Origin of the sequence: Marinicella gelatinilytica (genome assembly GCF_026410405.1) — a bacterium.
Taxonomy (GTDB): domain Bacteria; phylum Pseudomonadota; class Gammaproteobacteria; order Xanthomonadales; family Marinicellaceae; genus Marinicella; species Marinicella gelatinilytica.
Map to the genome: position 1 here is coordinate 58,902 of NZ_JAPMLN010000005.1, position 25,957 is coordinate 84,858.

Consider the following 25,957-nt stretch of genomic DNA (forward strand, 5'->3'; position numbering starts at 1 on the left):
TTACGGTTCTCGGTAACCCAATCCATCTAAGGCTTGTTGATCATCGGTCCAAGATGATTTTATTTTAACCCATAATTTCAAATTCACACGTGATTGAATAAAATTTTCAATTTCTGCCCGGGATAATATGCCCACTTGTTTAATGGCATCACCACCGCGACCGATAATAATGCGTTTTTGCTGCTCTCTTTCTACCCAAATTGTGGCATGAATATGTGTCATATTATCTTTAACTTCATACGCATCAATGGTCACCGTCAAGCTATATGGTAACTCTTGATGAAATCGTAAGGTTAACTGTTCACGGATTAATTCAGATACAAAAAAGCGGGTTGATCGATCAGAAATATAAGATGGTTCATATAGCGGTGCTGATTCGGGCAATAACTTAAACAATCCATCCACCAAATGATTCACCTGTTTGTTTTTTAAGGCGCTGATATAAAAAACTTCATCATAGTGGTAATCACCTAAGATCTTTTCAACAAACGGTAATAAATCACTTTTGTTGTCCATTAAATCCACTTTATTAATCACCAAAATTTTACTGGCTTGAGTGGCCATTGTTATATCCGCGGCTCGGCGATCTTCATCATGCCACTGACCGGCTTCAACTAAGTGTAATACCACATCCACATCCTGTGCTGAACTGCGGGCTGTTTGATTAAGCTGTTTGTTAAGAGCTGTTTTCTTTTGATTATGGATTCCCGGGGTATCCAGAAATACAATTTGACCTCGGGGATTATGATAAATGGCTAAAATCTGATGCCTTGTGGTTTGAGGCTTATGACTGACAATACTGAGCTTTTGTTGCAACACTTGGTTGATCAAGGTTGATTTGCCCACATTAGGTCGACCGATAACAGCCACATAACCGGCTTTGAATTGTTCTTTTTTAGTCATTAGTGATCGATTCCATCATTTTAGCGGCAGCAATTTGTTCGGCTTTTTTACGACTTTTACCAACAGCTTTGGTTATTTTCTGTAGTTCAATGACTTGACAGGTGACCTCAAAAGTTGGGTCATTATCCGAGTCTTCTACAGCAACAGTTTCATAGGCGGGCAATTGTAACCCTTGTTTTTGTAAAAACTCTTGTAAACCTGTTTTAGCATCTTTGCCAATTTCATTGGGATCAATGTCTGCTAACCAAGGTTCCATCACTGCCAAAATAAACTGATTGGTTGTTTGATAACCTTGATCTAATAATATGGCACCATAAACAGCTTCAACCGCATCAGCCAACACAGAACTTTTATTAACACCGCCAGATTTAATCTCTCCGGGACCCAATTTAATTTGGTTACCCAAACCATAATGTCGGGCAATTTCAGCCAGTGTTTTTCCTTTAACAAGCTGTGCACGCAAGCGTGACATATCACCTTCGGTCAACGTAGGAAAATGGTCATAAAGATATTTTGAAACCACCAAAGATAATACCGAATCACCTAAAAACTCTAAACGTTCGTTATTATTTTTGCCTTTGCTGCGGTGGGTTAATGCTTGTTGCAGTAACGACGAATCACTGACAACAATAGATTGGCCTAAGATTTTCAAAACTATTTCAAGGGCACTGTTTCATCAAACTTCATCACGAAAAATAAGTTCCCTAAGAACGGCTTTTCCACTTGATATTCAACTTTCAGTTCTCTGCCATTACCGCGAACCACTTTGAAATCACTGGGTTTAACCACATCCACATAGCTGATATACAGCAATTTATCAATACGAGTTTTTATTTCAGCGGGCGTCTGATTGGCTGATTCATTGGCTGCTGTTTTCATGGCTTTAACCACCGAATGGTGGTCTAAATAAACCGGTACAATTTGCATACCGGCAAAAGCAGCGACCCCTAAAAAGGCCAACATTATGATAAAACCAACGAGTGTAATACCTTGGGCTTTCTTTAACGATTTCATGGGAGCTCTCTAATTAAAACGATTATTATAAATTATCTGTGCAAAAACAGGCATTTGTCAAATTATCTTACTACCAATTCTCTTCAAACCTTCGAAAAAGTGCGGCGTTCGCCAGTGCATCCAAATAAATTCAGCCCGCCCAACCAAATTTCGCTCAGGCACCAAACCCCAATATCGACTATCGGCAGAGTTATCTCGGTTATCACCCATAACGAAATAATGCCCTTCAGGTACTTTCAAACGGGTGTACTGGAAATTCTGAATATCAGCACCATTTATCGTTAACATACGATGGCTTTGGTCACCCAATTGTTCGGTTTTCTCAATGACCCGATTGCGGGCTTGTAAATCATCTAAAAACCCTTCATAAACACCTATTTTATCCTGCTCAATCAATTCGCCGTTGATATATACGTGCTTGGTTCTGACATCATAAAAAACATCATCACCGGGCAACCCAATAACCCGCTTGATATAATCGAGTTTTTGATCTAGCGGATAACGAAATACAGCTACATCACCACGCTTCGGATGGCCTATTTCAATAATTGTATCATGCAACACAGGTAGTTTAAGACCGTACGAATATTTACTGACAACGATAAAATCACCGGTGAGTAAAGTCGGCATCATTGATGAGGATGGAATTCTAAACGGCTCAAAAACAAAGGTTCTGACCAATAACACAAAGAAAAAAACCGGGAAAAAAGAGTAGGCGAAGCTTAAAATATGGCCAGCCACCCCTTCCGGAGTTTTATCTGATTTCCGATATTTGAACTTAACGTAAAACCATGGAACAATCGTTAACAAGACTGCTAGGGTTAAATATGCTTCAAAATCTAAATGTATTTCATTCACGGATAAATTCCTCTAATCATCTACTTTCAGTACCGCTAAAAAGGCCTCTTGCGGTACTTCAACACGGCCGATTTGCTTCATGCGTTTTTTTCCGGCCTTTTGCTTTTCTAATAATTTCTTTTTACGGCTGGCATCACCACCATAACATTTTGCGGTGACATTCTTACGTAAGGCTTTAACCGTGGTTCTGGCAATTACCTGTGAGCCAATGGCCGCTTGGATAGCAACATCAAACATTTGCCTTGGAATAAGATCTTTTAACCGTTCAGTGAGGCTTCTTCCCCGTTGTTGGGCATTGTCTCGATGAGTCAGAATTGAAAGCGCATCAACCCGTTCACCGTTGATTAACACATCTAAGCGAATAAATGGTCCCGCTTCATAGTGGCTGAACTCGTATTCAAACGAGGCATAACCACGACTTACCGATTTTAAACGGTCAAAGAAATCAAGCACCACTTCACTTAAAGGTAAATCAAACTTTAATTGTACCTGTCGACCTAAGTAAACCATATTTTTCTGAATACCGCGCTTTTCAATGCATAAAGTGATGACATTACCCACGTAATCCTGTGGTAGTAGGATATTGGCGCTGATTATCGGCTCCCGAATTTCTTCAAACATATCCGGTAAATCAGCGGGGTTATCAAGCATCAACTTGCTACCGTCTTTTTTAACTAATTCATAAACAACCGTAGGCGCCGTGGTCACCAAATCCACATCAAATTCACGCTCAATTCGCTCTTGTACCACTTCCATATGAAGCATACCTAAAAACCCACAGCGAAAACCAAAACCCAAAGCGGTGGAAGATTCTGGTTCATACACCAGAGAGGCATCATTGAGTTGCAATTTCTCCAAGGCTTCACGCAAATCCTGATAATCATCTGCTGATGTTGGGAATAAACCTGCAAACACACGTGGTTGAGACTTTTTAAAGCCTGCTAAGGGTTTAGCCGCTGAATTTTTTACGGTGGTAATGGTATCACCAACCGGTGCCCCATGTACGTCCTTAATGGACGCATTAACATAGCCCACTTCACCACACTCTAGACTGTCCTTAGGGGTTCTTTTGGGGTTAAATGTACCTAAACCATCAACCAATTGTTGGTCTTTAAGTGACATGATGACGATTTTATCTTTGACCTTTAATCGACCGTTAAAAACTCGCACCAAAGACACCACACCCAGATAATTATCAAACCAAGAATCAATAATCGAGGCTTGTAACGGCGCTTCAGGGTCTCCTTTCGGCGCAGGAATACGTGCGGCAATCGCTTCTAACACCGTTTCAATACCTTGACCGGTCTTGGCAGATACCAACAGTGCATCAGAGGCATCAATACCAATCACATCTTCAATTTCGGACTTTACCCGTTCCACATCCGCAGATGGTAGATCAATTTTATTGATGACTGGGATGACTTCTAACCCCATATCCAAGGCTGTGTAACAATTGGCCACTGACTGGGCTTCAACGCCTTGGGCCGCATCCACCACCAATAAAGCCCCTTCACAAGCGGCTAATGAGCGAGATACTTCATAAGAAAAATCGACATGACCCGGGGTATCAATGAGATTAAATTGATATTCTTGACCGTCATCGGCTTGATACTTTAAACGCACTGACTGTGACTTAATGGTAATACCACGTTCACGCTCAATGTCCATGCTGTCTAAAACTTGTTGATCCATTTCACGTTCGGTTAAACCACCACAAAACTGAATAAAGCGGTCCGCCAGGGTCGATTTTCCGTGGTCAATATGCGCAATAATTGAAAAATTCCTTATATTTTTCATGGTGTGTTAATAGCCTCGCGTGATGATTAAACCCAAATATCTTTATGTAAGTTATACAGCCATTTTGTCATAACTAAAACATCTGGAATGTTTTGCCCAGCTCTGCTGCCCGAAAAGAAAGACAGCACAGAGAAGTGCTGTAGCAAACCATTCAGGTACAAACGCTCATTTCTCAAAAATTTCATTTGTTTATGATGTGTTTACTTGCAACGGCTTTCATACCGATGACATGAAATATTTGGCTTAGATTCCCAGAAACAACAAATCCCATCGATTGCATGGGATTTGTTGTGTATTCTATACGCAATTGGGTTAGCGTTCAATCACAATAAAGCGATTTGCCGGTCCTTGCTTAACCAGTAGAACCAATGGTTGACCTTCTTTTAATGCATCAATCGCATCACTAAAATCGGACAAATCTTCAATGGGTTGCTTGTTCACTTCCTTAATGACATCACCCACCCGCAATTGCGCACGCTGTACTTCTCGGTCGCTGATATCACTGACGATGACACCTTTGTCTTCACCGGTTCTATTTTTATCTTGTTCTGATAATTTACTCACCGAGAATCCAATACCGGCTTTAACAGAATCCGTATCATCAGTTTCTGAACCTGCGAGACTTTCATCGAGGGCGTCTAATTCTGTGGTTAGACGTTTAGTTTTACCGTCTCTAAAAACTTCTAAGTTGACTTTGGTGTTGGGTTGAACCATGCCCACTAAAGGCGGCAAAGTATCAGCAGTAGAGATATCTTGACCATTAAATCGAATGATGACATCACCCACTTTGATACCGGCTTTAGCGGCTGCACTGCCTTCTGATACTTGATTGACTAAGGCACCTCTGGGTGTTTTCATCTCCATATAATCAGCCATTTTTTGGGTGACATTTTCGATACCAACACCTAATAATCCGCGCTTAACCACGCCGTTTTTGCGTATTTGATCAGCCACATTCATGGCAATATCAATGGGAATAGAAAACGAAATCCCCATGTAACCACCGGTATTGGAGAATATCAGGGTGTTAATACCCACCACTTCACCATCCATATTAATTAACGGACCACCTGAGTTACCGCGATTAATGGGCACATCTGACTGAATATAGGGAATATATTGCTGGCCTCTGATATTACGTCCTTTGGCACTGACGATGCCTTTGGTCACTGAGTTTTCGAAACTCAACGGTGAACCAATCGCCATGACCCACTCACCAATCTCAAGGTCTGTAACCGAGCCAAATTTTAAGGTTGGTAAATTTTTCGCGTCCACTTTTAAAACAGCAACATCACTGGCTTCATCTTCACCAATTATTTCAGCTTCAAACTCACGGCGATCTCTCAAGGTTACGGTGATTTTATCTGCACCATCAACCACATGTCGATTGGTTAAAATATATCCATCAGCTGAAATAATAAAACCGGTACCACCGGACACGCGATCTCTGTTTGGCGGTGAACCGGGATTAGGAATACCAAAAAATCGGAATAATTCTTCATTGGGTATGTTTTGTTGGGATTGTGCGTTATCAGCGGCATTTTCTCGGGCTCTGATATTAACCACTGCCGGAGAAGATTGTTTTACCAAATCAGTAAAATCAGGCAAACCGGCGGCTAATAGGTTTGGCGTCAGAAATACCAAAATCAAACCAAATAAAGGTATTATTTTTTGTCTCATGTGTTTCTCCTTAGATAGTAAGTATTTGAATCTATAGACTGATTTTTAAAAGACAAGTGCCCATAAAGCACTCTCATTTATAAAATAGTTACTTTTGGCAGGGTTACTGTTTTTGACTGGCGCTTCATTCGATAGCGAAACAAAATCCATATCAATGCCAAAACAAAACCTAAAAAAGCAAAAAGGTCCTGCGGTTGGTGCATTATGACAGCCAAAAAATGTCCACATATCATGGCAACAATAATGGCCAACAGAGGCACCACGTAAAACTGAAAACCACCGGCCAAAACGTCACTGTCCTGGATTTGCAAACCGACTTGCTGACCGACTTGGCGGCCGTGCGAGTCATCTCCAAATAACAACTGACTGTTATTTAATTTAAGATTTGAATGGTTTTTGTATACGCGAAAACTATTTTCTTGAACAGAAAACAGTTTAAACAGCGGCCGGTGACACTGGCCCGTGCACCCCTGACAAGGTGATTGTTGAATAAGTTTTAAATCCACCCATTGTGGCGACTTCGCCACAATGGTGGCCCAACGTATCATCAGTCCGTATAACGGTTATATTGATTCTGAATAGTTTGTTGAACCGGCAATGGATTCCCAACTTGTTGTACACGGTAGTATATCGGCACCACCGTTTGGGTGTTTTTGTCCATAATGTAATGTTGCACCTGTGGCGTTAAATCGGGATAGCGGGTGTAACGCTGTCTTTCCTCAACCCGTGCGGTGACGGCATTAGGCGGGTTAATCAATTGCTTTGCGGTTTTGGCATATTCGGGCACCATGACATCAAGGCCATTCGATGTGATGTCATTCTGATTAAATGACAACACAGCGATTAATGCCACTGACGCAGCAATGGCTGATCCGGTGATGGCTTTTACCCAACTTCGATTTTGCTTTAATGTACGCGCTTCCGGTACTGATTCTCGTTGTAACTGCTGTACCACCCGACTCCCCAAATCAAGCATCAACGGCGCTTGGCCGTCTTGTTGCACAGCAGAACGCAAAATGTGGTAATGATTCCAGCTTTGTCGGAACTTATCATCATGGTTCATCCGCTTTAATAAAAAGCGACTGCAATCACGGGATAACTCACCATCCATTAATTCTGATATATTTTGTTTAGATTGATCTGACATGGTCTTTACTATTGTGCTCTCTGTCTAATAAGGGTCTTAGGGCTTGGTCAATGGCATCACGGGCCCGAAAAATCCGTGATCGAACAGTACCGATGGGACATGCCATTTCTTCAGCAATCTCTTCATAACTCAAACCATCCACTTCTCGCAGAATAATCGCCGTTTTAAGGTCTTCCGGAAGTTGACTAATGGCCTTGGTCATCACCTGTTCAAGTTCTCCACGGGCATAGACCGCATCCGGCGTATCTAAGTTCCGATGGTCTTCATTACTGCCAAATGATTCCGCTTCTTCATATTCTAATTGGCTATTTTGGATGCGTCTTGATTTAGCAACCAAATGATTTTTGGCGGTATTGATGGCTATCCGATAGACCCATGTATAAAAAGAACTGTCACCGCGAAATCTTGGTAATGCACGAAAAACTTTAATAAACACTTCCTGTGCAACGTCTTCTATTTCACTGCGATCTTTCACTAATTTCGCAATGACATTAGCGACCCGTTGCTGGTAACGATTAACCAACATCTCAAAGGCTGGCATATGCCCTTGTTTGGCCTGTTCTACCAATTCTGCATCGAGGGTTTTTTCGGACATTTTTTTGTTATCGTCTTGCTTCATTCATGTGCCTGGTTGGACTCATTACTGTATGAATAAGTTCATTATCTTTAATGATTTTTTAAGATTTGTGCCCGCTGATCAAGAATTTGCTCAATTTTGTTTGGTGGTAAAGGACGACAGAATAAATAACCTTGAAAATAATCACAGCCTTTATTGGTTAAATACTGACGTTGGCTTTCGGTTTCAACGCCCTCGGCCACAATTACATGCCCCACCCGCTTAGCCATATCTATGGTGGCATCCAGTATCGCTTCATCGTCAGGGCTTAAACCAATGTTTTTAACAAACACCTGGTCAATTTTAAGGGTTTTTGCTGGAATTTTACGCAAATAATCCAAAGTCGAATGGCCGGTACCAAAATCATCTATGGATAATGTACATCCAAGTTCGACAATACGTTTAAACATAACAAGCGCATCTTTAACGCTTTTAAATTTCTCACTTTCAGTGATTTCAAAATCCAAATATTTTGGCTGGATATCTGTTTGATTAATCACATAACGAATACGGTCAATTAAGCGATTGTCATTCAGCTGTATCGGGGACAAGTTGACTGACATGGTTAACGGCAACTGGTAATTAGTTTGCCATTTCTTTAAACAACGAGCGGCTTTTTCAATCACCAATAAACCAATTTTATGAATTAAGCCTGACTGTTCTGCCAGTGGAATAAACAAACCGGGACTGATAATACCCAATTCCGGGTGTTGCCACCTGACCAACGCTTCAAACCCAATAATATCTTCTGACTTAGCATCAATTTTGGGCTGATAATAGACTTCAATTTCATCCGAATCAATGGCGTTTTCTAAATTTTTTACCATCTCTTCGCTTTGTTTGGCTTGCTCTCCATCCAGCTCTATTCGGTAAATAGAATATTGATTCTTGCCATTTAATTTAGCGTCATACAAAGCCACATCGGCATGCTTAATCAAAGAATTCACCATCTTTCCATGATCTGGATAGACAGCAATACCTAAAGATATGGTCAGCTTGATTTCACTGCCGTCATCTAAAATAACGGGCTGGGCCACTGATTTTAGAATATCGTTAGCGACTTTTTTAATGGTATCCAAATCCACATGACGATTCAGTAACATTAAAAACTCATCACCGGCATAACGGGCTGCCACCCCATAACCCTGAACATGCTCATTGAGAATATTTGCCACATTAACCAGAACCTGATCACCGACATCATGACCCAAAGAATCATTAATTACTTTAAATCGATCTAAATCCAAAAAGATTACTGCCAGTGACTGCTTGGTCCTCGCCGCTTGTTCAATGGACTTCTCTATATGCTTAATAATATATCGACGATTTAATAAATTGGTCAATACATCATATTGGCTTTCTGACTCATGCGAGTGCTTTAATAATTTGAAAGCCATACTTGCACGGTAATGTTCAACTAATTTACTGAATAATAATTTTAACTGGTTCCAACGCTCATAGGTTCGTGATCCACCTAACACCAATATGGCCTGGTGTTGTTTATTGACACGACAGTTGAAAACCATAATCGACTGAACATTGTTGGCGGTGATAAAATCATCAGCCGGAATATGCTTACTCGCATCTTCATGTAATGACAGTATGGACATACTTTTCAGCTTTCTGAATATAAAATCATGGCGACTTTCAACAAAATGCTTGGCTTGATTTCCGGTTGAATGATCAAATATGATTTTATTGTAACGTTCACCTTTGGTTTTTGTGAGCATAAAACAAAAATCAAATCCGGCCCAAGTGATGATTTGCTTTAATAATTCCTCAGAACGCTTGGACACAAAGTCGATGGCTTTAATTTTATCTAAGAAATACAGCATTTTTTGTCTAAACACATGATCACTTTGGTCATGCAGTTCAAGCAAATAATAAGGTACACCATTAAAACTGAGATAAAATGCGCACAATTTTACCGGAAATGACTGCGCATTAATTGACCACCTCGATTGAATTTCTAAACGGCCTGTTTCGTTTAAGTGGGACTGATATTGGTTTGTTTTTTTCTGTTGTTCTTGTGCCAGATACTGCGACCATTTTTGGCCGACAATTTTGTCCTTATAAATATTAAATTGCTTTAAGAAAGATTCATTAACCTGCACAATTTTATGGCTTTTAGCGTGCACTAAAATTAATGGAATACTGCCGGCCTGAAACGCGCCGTTTATATAACTGTCCAGCTCACTGTCAGTGTGCGGCTCTGCCAATAATAATTCCGTGGCAGGCACCAGTTGATTAGCACTAAGCGGTGAATAGACCAATTTAGCCGCCCAACGTTTAATTTGTTGATACTCTGTGAAATTGAATCGAACATCGTCACTCACCAAGCCAATGATTTTCAACTCAGGATATTGATGACGCAACTGTTCTAATTGTTGTGTACTTTTAATCCATTGGCTCGATACCTCCACGGCCAAAACATCGATGGCGGCATTAACTGATGCCAACAACTCCATCATTTGGTGTAAATCACTGGCTGTGAGAATTTTCTCAACATTAAGCGCATCAAAAAAATTAAAGAATTTCAGCCTATCCTGCTTATCTGAACAGGCAATGACAATGCGTCTATTAAGTGAGCTCATCAGCACTCACCCAGCGGCCATCACGTAGCACGAAGTTACCATCAAGGCCGGTATCAAAAGTCACTTTATGGGCTTTGTCCTGGAAAAAGGAATGGTTTTTGTCATGGGGCAATATAAATAAAAACTTCACCGGATGTATTGACTCCAGTTTATTTTCATTAAAAAATATTTTACATTGTAACCAACTTTCTTTATCCAAAACCGGAAACACAAACACTGAAAAATGTTTACGCGCTAATGCAAACTTTACAGCATCTTTAAATTGGTTCGTTCTTGGTGGCGGCGGCTCTGAACTTTTAATATTCACTAATCCACGCGTATTTTCCCAGACATAAACCGCCCAACCGGTTTTAAGGGTGATGGATTTCAAACTATTGTTGAGGCCATTAATGTTATTTTTTTGTACGTATAATACTTGATCAGTTTGTCGAATTTCTTCTTCAAGACGGGATAACTCATGACCGTTTAATAAATCAGTCATTTCACCATCACAGCGTTAAGGATGCGATATCTTGCCCATTATAAGGCGCTAATATGCTGTGAATTTTAGTTTTTATGGTATCCATATCGCTGTTGTCATTGAACTGAATACCGATGCCTTGATCGCGGGAACCTTGTGCTCCTTTAGGTGTTAACCAAACAACCTTACCAGTGACCGGCATACGCTCGTCATCATCTAAAGTCAAAATCAGAAACACTTCATCACCCATTTGATAATTTTTATTGGTTTTAACAAACAAACCGCCATTATCGATAAAAGGCATGTAGTGTTGATGTAATTGCGCGGCACCCTGGATATTAAGTGACAATATGCCTTTTTTGGCCATACCGGCTGAAAATGCCATAATTGCTAACCTCTGTGTGTGTAAAACATTCCAAAAATTGGCGGTTTATTTAACTTCGACTAACATCGATTCAATTAATAACCGCGTCTTGGTTTGGTTATTTAAGTTTACCATAATCGTATTAATTAATTGGCAAATTTTTAATATCAAGTCTTCGGGTTTGGATTGCGATTGTAACCATTGTTGCATCGCATGTGGCCATGCCAGTTTCATATCATCACCACCATATTTAGCCTTAATCCAGTGTAAGAAAATTGCTTGCAACAGTTGCCATTGTTGGCTGTCCACATTTTGCTCAAGGTAATTAGATACCATCACCAAAGACTTTTGATCTGTTAAATACGCCAATAATTCATTTAAATGTGACTCAATTTGTGAAGCCATATCTTCCTGAGCCATAGCTGCCACCAACAAGGGACGTCCCGGACTGATTGCTAATAACTGCGCTATTTGTTGTGATGGTACATTTGAAATACGTTGCTGTAACCATTGTTTGACGACGTCATACTGAGAAGCATCACATGTCAGTCTTAACTGCACACAACGAGATCGAATGGTCGGCAACAAATGATGCATGCGGTCGGTTTCTAAAATCAGAAGGCTGCCAGCAGGCGGCTCCTCCAATACTTTAAGCAGCGCATTGGCCGCAGCCAGGTTCATTTTATCAGCCTGTTTAATAACAGCAACTTTATGGGGTGCACTGTGAGCAGTGGCGGTAAAAAAGCCAACCAGTGATCGAATTGCAGCCACTTTAATTAGGTTCTTTTCTGCTTCTACCGACATCAAATCCGGATGCTGACCGGACGCGAAAATACGACAACTCTGACACGCGCCACACGGTTCAGGTTGCGGTTTGCGGCACAGTAACTCAGCCACAATGGCTTGGCTCATAATCGTCTTACCAATGCCCTCAAGACCATGAATAATCATCGCTTGAGGTTGTCGGCCGTCAGCCAGTTGTTTATGCCAATGATCCAAAGCCGGCTGTAACCACGGGTAAATCATGGTTTCATCCAATAATCATAAGTCTCAATTAAATGAGCAATTTGTTCTTGAACGGCTGACACAGATAAGTTGGCGTCAATGCGTTTAATGCGATCTGGATCAGCGGCCTGACGGTGGGCATAACCGCTTTGAATACGCTTAAAAAAAGCATCGTTTTCTTGTTCAATGCGGTCTTTTTCTGATCGGTCAGAAGCCCGCTTTAAACCAATATCGGGGTCCACATCCAACCACAAGGTTAAATCGGGTTGAGTGTCACCAACTGTTAACCGATCCAATTGTCCAATAAAGTCCAAATCAATACCCCGTCCAAAACCCTGATAAGCAAAACTGGCATCGACAAAACGATCAGATATAACCCAGGTACCTTGATCTAAACTTGGATGAATCACTTTTTTCACATGTTCATTGCGAGCTGCAAACATTAACAACAGCTCAGTCAGGGGCTCCAGGTGTTCTGTATGTAATAAAATATCTCGAATTAGTTCAGCACTGGGCTCTCCGCCGGGTTCACGGGTCACGATATAAGGAACTTGCCACTGTTCTAATTGATTTTTAATGGTATTTAAGGCAGTGGTTTTACCAGCACCTTCAGAACCTTCTAATGTGATAAAGCGGGCTTTAATTGTCATGGTGCCTCTTTAAATAGTTGTTAACCGCTTGTTGATGTTGTACGTATGTTTCGCTGAACACATGACCACCATCACCACTGGCAACAAAAAACAACTCATTACCTTGATTGGGTTGACCGGCCGCATAAATCGAATCGGCACCGGCCATCGCGATTGGTGTAGGCGGTAAGCCGTGTCGTGTATAGGTGTTATAAGGAGTATCAGTTCGCAGATGTTTGTACGTGATATCTCCGGCGTAAGCATCCCCGACGCCATAAATAACTGTGGGGTCAGTTTGTAGTCGCATATTCTTTTTTAAACGCCGGTTAAAGACACCTGATATGATATTTCGTTCAGAGGCCACCGCGGTTTCCTTTTCGATTATGGAAGCCATAATGAGCATTTCATAAGGTGTTTGTAACGCTAATTCAGATTGTCGATTAACCCAGGACTCTTGTAGAACACGTTGTAAAGACTTGTGTGCTCTTTTTAATAATACCAAGTCTGAATCCTGTGCGGTATATTGATAAGTCTCAGGTAACAGTTGACCTTCCATGGCTGGCGCATCTATTGATAACATCTCAATAATCTGTGCTTCTGTCTTATCCGCAAGTAAACGCTTTTGCAGGTTTAATTGCGATAGTTGTTGCTGTATTTGTTGCCATGTTTGACCTTCAACAATGGTCCATGAATAACTAATGACTCGATTAGCAGCGATGGCATCCAACAGGCTGCGCGGGGTGTCATGATTCGAGAACGCATATTCACCACTTTTAATTTGACTTTGGTAGCCATGCCAACGACCCAGCAGTTGCCATTGCCATTGAGCACCTGCACCGTTTTTGTTTTTAATTTGATTAATCAACTGGCTGTAATAGTTACCAGGCTGTATTTCAAGTCGGGTTTCCTCAGCGCTAAAAACAGGCGTTTGAAGAAATTGCTCATAACGATAATAGATCACAGCAGCCAACAACAAAATAACCAAGACAAGCACTGCCATTGTTTTAAGAAAAATTGATTTCATATCAAATTAATTTGTTGCTGCCAAAGTTTGGATATTCTATCGTAAATTAAATGATTTAACTGAAAACTACCCAAAGTTTCAATGGTTTTAACCTGTCGAAAGCCATGAACTGCATTGGCAGTTATTATCCCATCCGCGTTTTTAATGTCATTTAGTCGGAGGATTTGTGTTTTTATGATTATGTGTTGTTTTAACCACGCCAAAGCAACACCTTCCACACCGCAATCTTGCATATCAGGTGTAAATACCTGATTGTCTTTAATAATAAGTAGATTTTGACAAGTGGTTTCTATCACTTCATCCTGCTGATTAAGCACCAATAAGTCATCGGCATCATTATCATTGAGTTCACGGGCAATAAGCACTTGTGGTAGTCGATTTAAATGTTTCATGCCTTTAAGCAGTGGTTGTGGTGACAGCCGTTGTTTTGCTATGGTCAATGTGAGTGGTCGCTGTTTTTGCTGGAACGGATATTGACTCAACAACCAATCACAATGGCGACTAAGGGGCTGATAACCGCGCTCAGCTTGCCGTCGAAACACAGTCAACCGGAGTACTGCATCAGGCTCACTCAGTTGTTCTTTAATAATATGTTTGATGAACTCCATATCCGGCGGTTCAATTTTCAGGTATTTTAATGATTGTAATAAGCGTTGTTGATGCCAAGTACATAATGGCACCTTTTGATTGACGCAGCGCATGGTTTCAAAGACACCATCACCATACATGAAGCCACGGTTTTGCCACATTTTAATGTCATTGGTATCAAAGGAACTGGCTAAAATCATGATACCAAGGCCCGAATCATGCCCTCTGCTTTGTGTTCAGTTTCTTCGGTTTCTTTAATGGGATCTGAATCATAAACAATACCAGCACCGGCATTAAATTGCAGAGATTGCCCTTGAAGAGATAAACTGCGGATGAGGATATTAAAATCAGCTTGACCACGGTGACTGATGTAGCCGATACTGCCAGTATAGACACCACGTGGCCGCTGTTCAATTTCAGCGATAATTTGCATACAGCGTATTTTAGGACATCCGGTGATGGTACCACCCGGAAATAACGCTTTAATGACATCAGATATCATGACATCAGAGTGCAACTTACCTTGAACATTGGACACAATGTGGTGTACATGAGGATAGCTTTCTACCACCATCAGCTCATTCACGTCGACTGTTCCCGGAACACTGACTTGGCCGATGTCATTACGCTCTAAGTCAACCAGCATAATATGTTCCGCTTGCTCTTTATCATCAGAGATAAGATGCTTAATTTGTAATTGATCAGCATCAACATCATGGCCGCGCGGATGGGTACCGGCAATTGGCCGGGTACTCACCATACCTTCAGCAATATCAAATAAACGTTCCGGTGATGAGCTGATAATGGCCCAGTCATGGTATTGGAATAAACCTGCAAAAGGTGCGGGATTGGTTTTTTTAAGGCGTGAAAATAAACTGGCGGCATTGATATCAGTGTCATCACTGTGGTAATGCCAACGACGGGATAAATTAGCCTGATAAATATCACCTTGAAGAATGTATTGTTGACACTTTTTAATACCATGCTGAAAAATTTGCCCAGATTCAACCCGCTCAAATCTAAAATGATTATGCTGCAGTTGATAGTCAGCATAGTCGGTTAAGCGTTGTTCAATATTCTTAATGACCTGTTGGGTTTCGCCACACAAAAAGGTTTTGTTGGTGGCGTGATCGATGACTATGGCTCCGGCACACCGGATGGCGGCTGCCAACAGCTGTTTTTCAGTGAGTGGTGATAATTTTGGTTGCCAACAATTGACCGCCTCATAGGATAGGTACACCAACCAACCTCGCTCAAATGGCAGTGGCTGTGTTTGCTGAGCGGGCTGATTATCTACTGCAGACAGCAAATGATTTAGCTCTTTATGATTTTTAGCCAGTAAGGTTTCTTGCGGCTCAGCAAATAAAATATCATAACGGGCATTTTTTCCAACGCCCACCTGGCTTTCCAATAAACCCGGAAAAAATGTTTTATCAGCCGCTGCCAGCTTAATTAATGACGGTTGATAATCAAGCGTCTTAATCATCGACGCAGGTGATTTAGTCATTCATTCTTTTAAGAGTCCTTTGAAGAAATCTACATCTATGGAAAAATGAATTTTTAAACTTTTTAACATGATGTACGATTAATTCAAGGGATTCTTTTAAAAACGATGGAGCCGTTAGTACCACCAAAACCAAAAGAGTTCGACATGACCGCATTTATATTGGCTGACTTGGCTTTATGCGGTACGTAGTCCAAATCACAGGCAGGATCAGGATTATCTAAATTTATGGTGGGCGGTAAGATCTGATCACGAATGGCTAAAATACTAAAGATGGCCTCAATACCACCTGCAGCACCTAATAAGTGGCCGGTCATGGATTTTGTGGAACTGACTGCCAAATTATAGGCATGTGATCCAAAAGCCGTTTTAATGGCATCACTTTCACCGACATCACCTTGAGGTGTTGAAGTGCCATGGGCGTTAATGTAATCGAAATCCTGCAAATCCAGACCTGAATCTTTAACGGCATTAACCATACAGCGCGCTGCACCTTCTCCTCCAGGTGACGGTGCTGTCATGTGATGGGCATCGGAACTCATACCAAAACCAACTATTTCAGCATAAATTCGGGCGCCTCGGGCTTGGGCATGTTCTAAAGTTTCGAGTACCAATACGCCGGCACCATCTCCTAATACAAAACCATCACGCTCCTGATCCCAGGGCCGTGATGCTTTATCTGGTTCATCATTACGGGTTGATAAGGCTTTTGATTGTGAAAAGCCACCAATGGCAATGGGGGTTGATGCGTACTCGGCACCTCCGCATATCATGACATCGGCATCACCATACTGAATGCTGCGATACGCCATACCAATGCTGTGGGTGGCCGAGCTACAGGCTGATACCATGGCCAAATTAGGGCCTTTTAAACCATATTTAATGCTTAAATTTCCGGACGCCATATTAATAATGGTGCTCGGAATAAAAAATGGTGAAATCCGTCTTGGTCCTTTATTCAACCATGTTTCCGTGGTTTCTTGAATACCTAAAATCCCACCAATACCGGCACCTATATAGACACCAATACGTTCCGCATTATTTTCAGTGACTTGCAACTTCGCATCTTCAAAAGCATCGATACCGGCCGCCATGGCATAATGAATGAACGGATCCATTTTTTTTGATTCTTTGGCCGATAAATAATCAGACACATCAAAATCTTTCACTTCACCGGCAATTTTAGCGGTAAAGTCAGTGGTATCAAAATGGGTGATGGCCCCAATACCGCTCACACCTTTGAGAATATTATCCCACGCTGTTGCCAGTTGATTACCCACCGGCGACACAATTCCCATACCGGTTACCACGACTCGACGTTTTTGCATATCAGTCCCCATGAAAACTTAAATTACCCGCAAATAAAAAGCCACGTGAAACGCGGCTTTAATTAAATTCTAAACCATCAAACAATTTATATTTAAACGTTAGCAGTTACATAGTCAATGGCTTGTTGCACGGTGGTGATTTTCTCAGCATCTTCTTCAGGAATTTCACACTCAAATTCTTCCTCTAAAGCCATCACCAACTCAACCGTATCCAATGAGTCAGCACCTAAATCATCCACAAATGAAGCGCTGTTATTCAACTCTGATGCACTGACATCAAGATCCAACTGCTCAACAACAATATCTTTTACTTTATTTTCAATGTCACTCATGTGTTCATTACCTGTGTCAAAAGGACTATTGTATGCAAGCTTTACCGATTTTTCCACCAATAAATGCGCCTCGAAACGCTAAAAAGGATATTTATATCAAACGTCCGTTTCAGCCATTGTTATTTGTACTTCTTAATTCATATACATGCCACCATTGACATGTATGGTTTCTCCGGTGATGTAACGACCTGAATCTGCAGCTAAAAACAGTACGGTTTGTGCGATGTCTTCGGTCTCACCAAGCTTTTGTAGCGGGATTTTTTCAAGTAAAGCGGTTTTCTGATCTTCCGGTAAATCAGCGGTCATATCGGTTTGAATATAACCCGGCGCCACCACATTAACTGTAATCCCACGCCCGCCCACTTCTTGAGCCAAGGCTTTTGAGAAACCAATCAATCCGGCTTTGGCGGCTGCATAGTTACTCTGGCCGGCATTACCCATAGAGCCAATGACTGAACCAATATTTATTATGCGACCATTGCGGGCTTTCATCATACCTCGGATAAATGCTTTACTCATGCGGTAAATGGCCGACAAATTAGTATCCAATACCCGCTGCCAGTCAGTGATTGACATTCTTAATAATAATTTGTCTTCGGTGATGCCCGCATTATTCACCAAAATCTGTGGCATGCCCACCGTATTTTTTAAATCATCGACGAGCTGTTGCACACTGTCATCACTGGTCACATCCAGTACCCGACCTTGGCCATTGTGCTCGGCTAAATAATCGCTGATGGCTTGTGCGCCCTGCTCACTGGTGGCTGTACCAATTACAATGGCACCGGCTTCAGCTAAGGTTTTTGCGATGGCTTGACCAATACCACGGCTGGCTCCGGTGACTAAAACCACTTGTTGATCTAATTTCATACTAAACTCCAAAATTGAATAAAACTTATCAGAAACCTGTTAAATCAATACTTAATTAAAGCCGAGCCCCAGGTAAAACCACCACCAAAAGCTTCTAACAACAACACCTCTCCGCGTTTTATTTTGCCTGTACTGACCGCTTCATCCAAAGCCAAACCCACAGAGGCAGCAGACGTGTTACCATGTTTATGAACGGTAACAATCACTTGTTCCATGCTCATATTTAGCTTTTTAGCCGTGGCTTTTATGATGCGTAAATTGGCTTGATGCGGTATTAACCAATCCACATCACTTTTCTTCATGTTATTGGCTTTTAATGTCTCGGTGACAATTTTCCCTAAGGTGAGAACCGCGGTTTTGAAGACCTCATTGCCTTTCATACGAATTTTTAAGCCACCATTAGGTGCATTTTTTAAACCGGCAGAAACCCCAACTGTGGCATTCAACAAGTCATCATGGGAACCATCGGCATGCAAATGCGTCGATAAAACACCGGGTTCTTGTGATGATTCCAAAATAATGGCACTGGCACCATCACCGAATAATACACAGGTTGATCGATCTGTCCAATCGACCATACGGGTGAGTGTTTCGGCACCAATCACCAAAGCTTTTTTATGTTGACCCGATTGAATAAACTTATCCGCAACACCTAAGGCATAAATTGAACCGCTACAGGCCGCGTTGACATCAAAGGCCGTGATGCCCGGACAACCCAGCTGTTTTTGAATTAAACAGGCGGTGCTTGGAAAAACCAAATCGGGGGTGGTGGTACCGACCACAATCAAATCAAGTTCATCTGCCGACATACCCGCCCGTTTTAGCGCTTGTTTGGCCGCTTGGATTGCTAAGGTAGAGGTGGTTTCACCATCTACCACCACATGCCGTTGTTCAATGCCGGTGCGATCTTTAATCCATTGATCATCGGTATCCACAATTTTTTCTAAATCGGCATTGGTTAATATCTTTTCGGGCAAAGCACTGCCGGTACTTTTTATTCTTGAATAAATTCTCATGCGTGGTCTCTTGATTATTATTGATTCTTAAAGGTGCTTATATAATCAGCGGTTCGTTGTAATGCATGGTAAAAAGCCACCGCATCTGAATGGCCATGTGATTTTATAATCAAACCATCTAAGCCAAGCAACAAGGCACCATTATATTGAGCCGGATTCAATTTAACAGTATTTATTCCCGGTATCCATCGTCGCCAATTGAAAGTAGAATTTTTGTGTTGCAGATTTTTGATGAGCCCTTCACAGGCTTTTAAAGTGATATTACCGACAAATCCGTCACAACATATAACATCATGGCGGCCATTGAACAAATCACTGCCTTCACAAAAGCCACCATAATTAAGGTTTGACTGCTGTAACAATCTATCAGCCTGCTGAATGGTGTCATGGCCTTTTATATGTTCTGTGCCAACATTCAGTAAAGCCACTTCAGGATTTTTTAAACCGGCTATCAATCGCGGTGCCATTTGCACGCCAAGCTCAGCTAAATTAAGAAAATCTTGTGCGCGGTATTCCAAACTCGCACCTACATCAAGCAATAAGGTTGGTTTCGGTTTTCCTGGCAATAATGTGGCTAAAGCAGGACGATCTATGGGGCTGATTAACTTTAACCAATGTTTTGAAAATGCCACTAAAGCACCGGTGTTGCCGGCTGATAACGCCGCATCTGCACGTTTTTCTTTAAGCGCCTTAACAGAAAGCGATAAGCTACTGTCTTGTTTGTTTCGAAGTGCCGCTAACGGGCTTTCGGACATAGCGATATGTGTGGCACAGACTTCAGTCACCCAATTATCAGGCATTCGATTGGCGTATTTTTTAATATGGTGTGCAAATGATTCAGTCATAAACACCAAAACAACTATACCCGGGTTTTTCCTGGCAAATTTAAGCGTCGCATCAAAACGCTGCGAAACCGGAGCATCACCACCCATTAGATCAATCGCTATAGAAGCCACTTATTCGTCACCCAAAATGAAAAAGGGCAAATCGATGATTCGCCCTTAAATGATTTTTGCCTGTGATGAGCCTCTAAAGATGACTCATAAAGCCACAGTCGGTCAATCAATTATTCGTCAACAACCACTGTTTCAAATTGAATGACTTCTTTACCGCGGTAAAAACCTTCAGGGCTGACGTGGTGACGCAAATGTGTTTCACCGGTTTCAGCTTCAACGGATAAAGCGCGGGTTTTTAGTTTATCATGACCGCGACGCATGCCTCTTTTAGAGGGGGTTACTCGACTTTTTTGTACTGCCATTTTAGGTTCTCCAAATTTATTTTAAATCTTTTAAAACGGAAAACGGATTATCATCTTCGCTTTCCGCTTCCTCAGAGCCATCGCTGAGGTATTTGCTGTCTAATTCTGCTCCGGCCTTATTGGGATAATCCGGAATCAACAATAAAATTTCATCTTCTATCAGTGCCTGCGGATCAACCAACATATCTTCAACCCAAGTGGCTAACACATCCGGCGGCAACTTATCTTCATCTTCCACTTCACTGATAAAACCCACTGTGCTTTGTTTTTCAATGTCATAAGTAAAAGGCTCCAAACTGCGTTGGCAGATTAATTCAAGTTGGCCTTTAACCTTAATAAGGGCTTCACCTAACACTGCTTGAGAAGCGTAAAACTGAATGTCATAATCAATCAACGAGTCTTCGCTATGCAACAACTCGTGCGGCATTCTTTGCAAATCAGCTAATTTGATTTGACCTGAAAACTGCCAGCGGTTTCTAACCGCAGCATTTAAATCAATGGATTCTGGAAGTGACTGAGCCATAGCGGGCGGATTCTAAAGGTTTTTAAACGTTATTGCAAATTCTAAAACAAAATTTTACATCAGCCAAGTACAAGCCTGGTTATTATGTCACTTTATGAACAATTTTGCTAAAATACTGTGTTTTTAAACCACTTGCGGCGTGAAACTTATTCAACAAAAGTTAGCTTACGAGCAACTATTAACACAACGACCGCTATCAAGTATTGATTTATTGGTAATTCATTGCACTGAATTACCGGACTTATCCACTGCCCGCGAATTTGGTGAAAAAATCCTGTACCCCAGTGGCACCGGTAACAGTGGCCATTTTTACATCGACCGCGATGGTAGCACGCAACAATGGGTAAGCTTAGATCGGATAGCGCATCATGTACAAGACCATAACCAAAATAGTATTGGTATCGAATTGGTGAATTTAGGTCGTTTTCCTCACTGGTATCACAGTAGGCACCAAATACCCAGCGAACGCTACCCCAACTCTCAAATCAACGCACTGATTAAGCTTATTAGCCATCTGAGTCGAGAACTGCCCAATTTAAAACATATTGTTGGCCATGAGGATTTAGATCAAAGTCGAGTCACTGCGGATAATGATAGCCGTTTAACCGTGGCACGAAAGATTGATCCGGGCCCATTATTTCCGTGGCAAACTGTGATGGAAAATACCCGTTTAATTAATATTGGAACACATGCCAAAAATTATGACAAAACAACAAAATGATATTATAAAACTTCTGCATTATTTTGATTTAGAAATTTTAGAAGTTAATTTATTTCGAGGTCAATCTCTGGACATTGGTACCGGACGTATTTTTGGCGGGCAAGTACTGGCTCAATCTTTAAAAGCTGCCTACTTAACCACAAACAATCATGAGGTCCATTCTTTACATGCTTATTTTCTCCGTGAAGGGGATTGTGAAAAACCGGTTATTTTTGAGGTAGAGCGGGTACGAGACGGTCGAACTTTTAGTAACCGCAGAATATCCGCGATTCAAAATGGTAAGGCCATCTTAATTATGTCATGCTCATTTCAAAAACACGAAACCGGTTTTGAACATCAAACACACATGCCGGATGTGCCGGGCCCCGATGAACTCACTGAAAAAACCTTAATACCGATTGATAAAATACGTCAACTTTCACCAAGAATGCGCCGTACTTTAACCACCCAAGGTCCCTTTGAGTTTCGATTTGTTAATGATGTGGACCCTTTTGATGAAACTCCGAAAGAACCCATTAAACGTATTTGGTTTCGAGCGCGATCACCCCTACCCGATGATCAAGTGATACACCGGACTTTACTGACCTTTGTTTCAGATTATCATCTGGTATCGACCGCTACTCTGCCCCACGGCATTTCTTACCTAGATTCACGATTACAATTTGCCAGCTTGGATCATGCCATGTGGTTTCATCGACCTTTGAAAATTGATGACTGGCTACTTTACGATTGTGACAGCCCAAGTGCCTCAGAAGCCCGTGGGTTTGCCACCGGCCATGTGTTTGATATAAACGGTCAGTTGGTGGCTTCTACCGCACAACAAGGATTGATGCGCATGTGGGATAAAACTAAAGCCAGGTAACACCCATTATGATTAGTCAGCGAATTAACTGGATTGAAGAAACAAAAAACCTGCTCAAAATTTTGCTTGGATCGGCACTTATGGCGGTCGCTATTTCCCTGTTTTTGGTACCTGCAAAAATCATCACAGGTGGCACCCCTGGCTTAGCCATGATCATCTATTTCCTCAGCGATATCTCAATGGGTGTGGCCATGTTATTGGTCAACATTCCATTACTTATTGCCGGTTTTCATTTTGTTGATTTAGGCTTTGCCATTCGAAGTATTATTACCATGATAATCACCGCAGTTTTAGTCGATGTGACAGCAGCTTTTGTACCCTTTCCGGAATTGCACAGCTTATTACTCTCCACGCTTTACGGCGGGATTTTAGCCGGTATCGGCATTGCTTTGGTGCTTAAAGCCCAAGCCTCTGCCGGCGGCACCTCCATTGTGGCACGTATTTTGAGTCAATATACCAGTATCAGACCGGCTCAAACAGTTTTGTTTATGGACTTAATGATATTGATGGCAGTGGGCTTTATTTTTCGTAATATGGAGCAACTACTCTGGAGCATGATAAGTATATATGTCACTGCTCAGGTCATTGATAAATTATTAACCGGTGCGGTAAGTGAAAAAATTGTTCATATCGTCTCCGACCAATATCAAGCCATTAGTCAAGCCATTCAGCAACAACTACACCGCGACGGCACCTTGCTGCCGGGCACCAGTTTTGATCAACAACAAAACAAACAAATACTGTTTGTGGTGGTTCACGCCCGTCGCCTGCCGGCATTAAGAAAACTGGTTAAAACCATTGATCCCGAAGCCATTATGGTGGTCATTGAAGCTTCTGAAGTGTTGGGAAACAGCCGTCTGCGTGAAGGCTTAAAAAATACGCCGTAAATAGGTATACTAAGTCATTCGAATAAATAAAGTTCACCATAATCTTAAAACCATACCGACAACCTTTTATCAGAATGGTTGTAGTAGAACGCCAGGTGTCGCCTGACCATCAATGCAAAATTCACACTAATAACACCCAACAACACAAACTTAAAAACCAAATCACCTTTCATTTAATAATCACTGTTCCATTTACCATCGAAAACAGGTAAAATCCACAACCCTTGCGGTGAGGTGTCCGAGTGGTTGAAGGAGCACGCCTGGGGGTCGTTTAGACAATAACATCAAAAATCATTGCGGTTTAAATCCGGAGGATTTAAGAAGCGATGAATTTTCACCTTAGCCTGTGTATAGGTTAATAGCTTATCGAGGGTTCGAAATTTTTGTCAGGAACAAAAATTGACGCCGCAGGCGCCCGAAGGGGCAAATACAGGACGTATTTGATCCATCTCTCTCGACATAACTTTCATAGTTCATCAAGGAAAACTCCCTTAATAACGTTTACACTGACAGTCAAAAAAACTTGAATTGACTAAATTGTAACAAGTCTCAAATCAAAAGCCCTAACATTTAACAATCACTGTTCCATTTACCATCGAAAACAGGTAAAATCCACAACCCTTGCGGTGAGGTGTCCGAGTGGTTGAAGGAGCACGCCTGGAAAGTGTGTATAGGTTAATAGCTTATCGAGGGTTCGAATCCCTCTCTCACCGCCATTAAATTTCTGCCAAAGGCAGCTTATTGAATTGACTGTTCGAGAGATCGAGCATCTGATGCGATTTGACCATCCTATTCCGGCACCAGCAACCCTTTAGTCATCGCACGAAAAAACGCCAGCTCTCTTAATTCTTCAAGCCCCAATCTCGGAAATTCCGCCTCCAACGCATGCACCGTTTTTAAAATCCTAAAGGCATCAAACCACTCCAATACAAACTGTTGCCAGCGGTCATTTGTTTTGGTTTGTTTTAGGGTCTTTTCAATCAGCGGTTCGATATCCCAAAAATCATTGATAACTTGATTATCCGGAATTCTTTGACTTTTAAAAAAATCACACAGTTGTTGATACCAGGTTTTTATTTCAACGAATATTAGTGGGTGATAAAAATGTATTGGTGAAGCGGATTCTTTTATTTTCAACAATCCGGGGCCGGTTCCAAAGGGAACACGTTCTGAAAACCTGGCTTGTATTTGAATAATGGGCTTTTTAGGCTGAGCGATCTTCCCTATTTTGGCCAACTTATTCAACAGGTAAAAATCCTCACCGCCGCTTCGAACCGGAAACCCCCGCACCTTGGCATAGGCTTCAGCCGCGATAACCAAACAACTACCCAATGGAACATAATCGTAAACCGTACCGATATAGCGCATCGCTTGTTGATAATAAGCCAATTTAAAATCATACAGCGCTTGTAAATGTTTTAGCTCAGTAGTATCCGTTATATGCTGAAACGGCAAACTTAAAGCCACGTAATTAGCCGCATTGTCAGTCACTGAAAAGTAGTTAGCCGGCAATTTCACATCCGCATCGGTGCTGTAAATCCAAGGACTTTTGACAACACCAGAGTGAATCAATTTCAGAGCGGAGTCCGCGGCTATTTTTCGGGCTAAACCAACGCCTTGATTGTGATGAAAAGGTTGATCATTATAATTAAGCAACCACACATCATAAGCTGCAAATGACAAGAAATAGCCTTGTGTCAGCGGTTTGACGGTTTGGGCTTGTTGACACCATTCTGTGATTAAGCCTTGATTAGCTTGTCGCCATTGGTGGCTTTTCGGGTGATTATGCGGACGATTAATACAAGCGATGATTAAATAACGCTGATCTTTAATAGCCTCGGTAAGTTGTTGCAAACTTTCAGAAACCTCGCCACAAATGGGTACGATTAGCACATGATGCCAATCTTGGTTACAGTTACTCGGCAAATCAACGGCATGTCCGTAGTTAGCAAGGTAAGACTGAACGGAGGATTCCAC

General features: G+C 41.6%; 28 protein-coding genes and 1 tRNA gene. 4 read left to right on the forward strand and 25 right to left on the reverse strand.

The window, feature by feature from the left end; all coding sequences use genetic code 11:
- The 24 genes from era to OS173_RS04640 all read right to left on the reverse strand — a co-directional run bounded on the left by era (position 1) and on the right by OS173_RS04640 (position 21,510).
- Positions 1–903, reverse strand: coding sequence for a GTPase Era (era, locus tag OS173_RS04525; protein ID WP_267183088.1), 903 nt, complete (start codon positions 901–903; stop codon positions 1–3).
- Positions 896–1,555, reverse strand: coding sequence for a ribonuclease III (rnc, locus tag OS173_RS04530; protein WP_267183089.1), 660 nt, complete (start codon positions 1,553–1,555; stop codon positions 896–898). The genes era and rnc overlap by 8 nt, the downstream gene beginning before the upstream one ends.
- 2 nt (positions 1,556–1,557) lie before the next feature.
- Positions 1,558–1,917, reverse strand: a complete 360-nt coding sequence (locus OS173_RS04535; RefSeq protein ID WP_267183090.1) for a DUF4845 domain-containing protein — start codon at positions 1,915–1,917, stop codon at positions 1,558–1,560.
- 57 nt (positions 1,918–1,974) lie between these two features.
- A complete protein-coding gene (lepB, locus tag OS173_RS04540; protein WP_267183091.1) occupies positions 1,975–2,775 on the reverse strand; it encodes a signal peptidase I in 801 nt (266 codons plus the stop codon).
- Between the two features lie 12 nt (positions 2,776–2,787).
- Entirely contained in the window at positions 2,788–4,572 is a 1,785-nt protein-coding gene (gene lepA, locus OS173_RS04545) for a translation elongation factor 4 (protein ID WP_267183092.1), read from the reverse strand.
- A 312-nt stretch (positions 4,573–4,884) separates the two neighbouring features.
- Complete coding sequence (locus OS173_RS04550) at positions 4,885–6,252, reverse strand: Do family serine endopeptidase (protein WP_267183093.1); 1,368 nt, start codon at positions 6,250–6,252, stop codon at positions 4,885–4,887.
- 77 nt (positions 6,253–6,329) lie between these two features.
- Positions 6,330–6,800, reverse strand: coding sequence for a SoxR reducing system RseC family protein (locus OS173_RS04555; RefSeq protein ID WP_267183094.1), 471 nt, complete (start codon positions 6,798–6,800; stop codon positions 6,330–6,332).
- Positions 6,800–7,399 (reverse strand): sigma-E factor negative regulatory protein, encoded by a 600-nt coding sequence (locus OS173_RS04560; RefSeq protein ID WP_267183095.1) that lies wholly within the window; start codon positions 7,397–7,399, stop codon positions 6,800–6,802. The genes OS173_RS04555 and OS173_RS04560 overlap by 1 nt, the downstream gene beginning before the upstream one ends.
- Positions 7,383–8,018, reverse strand: a complete 636-nt coding sequence (rpoE, locus tag OS173_RS04565) for an RNA polymerase sigma factor RpoE (RefSeq protein WP_456085697.1) — start codon at positions 8,016–8,018, stop codon at positions 7,383–7,385. The genes OS173_RS04560 and rpoE overlap by 17 nt, the downstream gene beginning before the upstream one ends.
- A gap of 47 nt (positions 8,019–8,065) precedes the next feature.
- On the reverse strand, positions 8,066–10,609 hold the full coding sequence (locus tag OS173_RS04570) for a putative bifunctional diguanylate cyclase/phosphodiesterase (protein WP_267183096.1): 2,544 nt from the start codon (positions 10,607–10,609) through the stop codon (positions 8,066–8,068).
- The gene (locus tag OS173_RS04575; RefSeq protein WP_267183097.1) at positions 10,596–11,090 is read right to left on the reverse strand and encodes a hypothetical protein; all 495 of its coding nucleotides are present in this window, start codon (positions 11,088–11,090) and stop codon (positions 10,596–10,598) included. Before OS173_RS04575 ends, OS173_RS04570 begins: the two co-directional genes overlap by 14 nt.
- A gap of 7 nt (positions 11,091–11,097) precedes the next feature.
- Positions 11,098–11,454: a PilZ domain-containing protein gene (locus OS173_RS04580; RefSeq protein WP_267183098.1), complete on the reverse strand. Its 357-nt coding sequence runs from the start codon at positions 11,452–11,454 to the stop codon at positions 11,098–11,100.
- A 45-nt stretch (positions 11,455–11,499) separates the two neighbouring features.
- A complete protein-coding gene (gene holB / locus OS173_RS04585) occupies positions 11,500–12,459 on the reverse strand; it encodes a DNA polymerase III subunit delta' (protein WP_267183099.1) in 960 nt (319 codons plus the stop codon).
- Positions 12,456–13,088: a dTMP kinase gene (tmk, locus tag OS173_RS04590; RefSeq protein WP_267183100.1), complete on the reverse strand. Its 633-nt coding sequence runs from the start codon at positions 13,086–13,088 to the stop codon at positions 12,456–12,458. The genes holB and tmk overlap by 4 nt, the downstream gene beginning before the upstream one ends.
- Entirely contained in the window at positions 13,078–14,091 is a 1,014-nt protein-coding gene (gene mltG / locus OS173_RS04595) for an endolytic transglycosylase MltG (protein WP_267183101.1), read from the reverse strand. Before mltG ends, tmk begins: the two co-directional genes overlap by 11 nt.
- Positions 14,088–14,879: an aminodeoxychorismate lyase gene (pabC, locus tag OS173_RS04600; protein WP_267183102.1), complete on the reverse strand. Its 792-nt coding sequence runs from the start codon at positions 14,877–14,879 to the stop codon at positions 14,088–14,090. The genes mltG and pabC overlap by 4 nt, the downstream gene beginning before the upstream one ends.
- Positions 14,876–16,186 carry a chorismate-binding protein gene (locus OS173_RS04605; protein WP_267183103.1) on the reverse strand — a complete coding sequence of 437 codons (1,311 nt, stop codon included), beginning with the start codon at positions 16,184–16,186 and terminating at the stop codon, positions 14,876–14,878. The genes pabC and OS173_RS04605 overlap by 4 nt, the downstream gene beginning before the upstream one ends.
- Before the next feature lie 83 nt (positions 16,187–16,269).
- A complete protein-coding gene (gene fabF / locus OS173_RS04610) occupies positions 16,270–17,511 on the reverse strand; it encodes a beta-ketoacyl-ACP synthase II (protein WP_267183104.1) in 1,242 nt (413 codons plus the stop codon).
- A 92-nt stretch (positions 17,512–17,603) separates the two neighbouring features.
- The gene (gene acpP, locus OS173_RS04615) at positions 17,604–17,843 is read right to left on the reverse strand and encodes an acyl carrier protein (protein ID WP_267183105.1); all 240 of its coding nucleotides are present in this window, start codon (positions 17,841–17,843) and stop codon (positions 17,604–17,606) included.
- A 132-nt stretch (positions 17,844–17,975) separates the two neighbouring features.
- On the reverse strand, positions 17,976–18,713 hold the full coding sequence (gene fabG / locus OS173_RS04620) for a 3-oxoacyl-ACP reductase FabG (protein WP_267183106.1): 738 nt from the start codon (positions 18,711–18,713) through the stop codon (positions 17,976–17,978).
- 44 nt (positions 18,714–18,757) lie between these two features.
- Complete coding sequence (locus OS173_RS04625; RefSeq protein ID WP_323373169.1) at positions 18,758–19,729, reverse strand: beta-ketoacyl-ACP synthase III; 972 nt, start codon at positions 19,727–19,729, stop codon at positions 18,758–18,760.
- Positions 19,730–19,746: 17 nt separating this feature from the next.
- Positions 19,747–20,685, reverse strand: a complete 939-nt coding sequence (locus OS173_RS04630) for a phosphate acyltransferase (protein WP_267183107.1) — start codon at positions 20,683–20,685, stop codon at positions 19,747–19,749.
- A 110-nt stretch (positions 20,686–20,795) separates the two neighbouring features.
- Positions 20,796–20,987, reverse strand: coding sequence for a 50S ribosomal protein L32 (rpmF, locus tag OS173_RS04635; RefSeq protein WP_267183108.1), 192 nt, complete (start codon positions 20,985–20,987; stop codon positions 20,796–20,798).
- Between the two features lie 16 nt (positions 20,988–21,003).
- Entirely contained in the window at positions 21,004–21,510 is a 507-nt protein-coding gene (locus tag OS173_RS04640) for a YceD family protein (protein WP_267183109.1), read from the reverse strand.
- 139 nt (positions 21,511–21,649) lie between these two features.
- On the opposite strand from OS173_RS04640, the gene OS173_RS04645 reads away from it, so the two are divergent.
- The 4 genes from OS173_RS04645 to OS173_RS04660 all read left to right on the forward strand — a co-directional run bounded on the left by OS173_RS04645 (position 21,650) and on the right by OS173_RS04660 (position 24,696).
- Complete coding sequence (locus OS173_RS04645; RefSeq protein WP_267183110.1) at positions 21,650–22,231, forward strand: N-acetylmuramoyl-L-alanine amidase; 582 nt, start codon at positions 21,650–21,652, stop codon at positions 22,229–22,231.
- Complete coding sequence (locus OS173_RS04650) at positions 22,212–23,093, forward strand: acyl-CoA thioesterase (protein WP_267183111.1); 882 nt, start codon at positions 22,212–22,214, stop codon at positions 23,091–23,093. Before OS173_RS04645 ends, OS173_RS04650 begins: the two co-directional genes overlap by 20 nt.
- Before the next feature lie 8 nt (positions 23,094–23,101).
- Entirely contained in the window at positions 23,102–23,980 is an 879-nt protein-coding gene (locus OS173_RS04655) for a YitT family protein (protein ID WP_267183112.1), read from the forward strand.
- 625 nt (positions 23,981–24,605) lie between these two features.
- Positions 24,606–24,696 (forward strand) — tRNA-Ser (locus tag OS173_RS04660).
- 73 nt (positions 24,697–24,769) lie between these two features.
- On the opposite strand, the gene OS173_RS04665 is transcribed toward OS173_RS04660, so the two are convergent.
- The gene (locus OS173_RS04665; protein ID WP_267183113.1) at positions 24,770–25,957 is read right to left on the reverse strand and encodes a glycosyltransferase family protein; all 1,188 of its coding nucleotides are present in this window, start codon (positions 25,955–25,957) and stop codon (positions 24,770–24,772) included.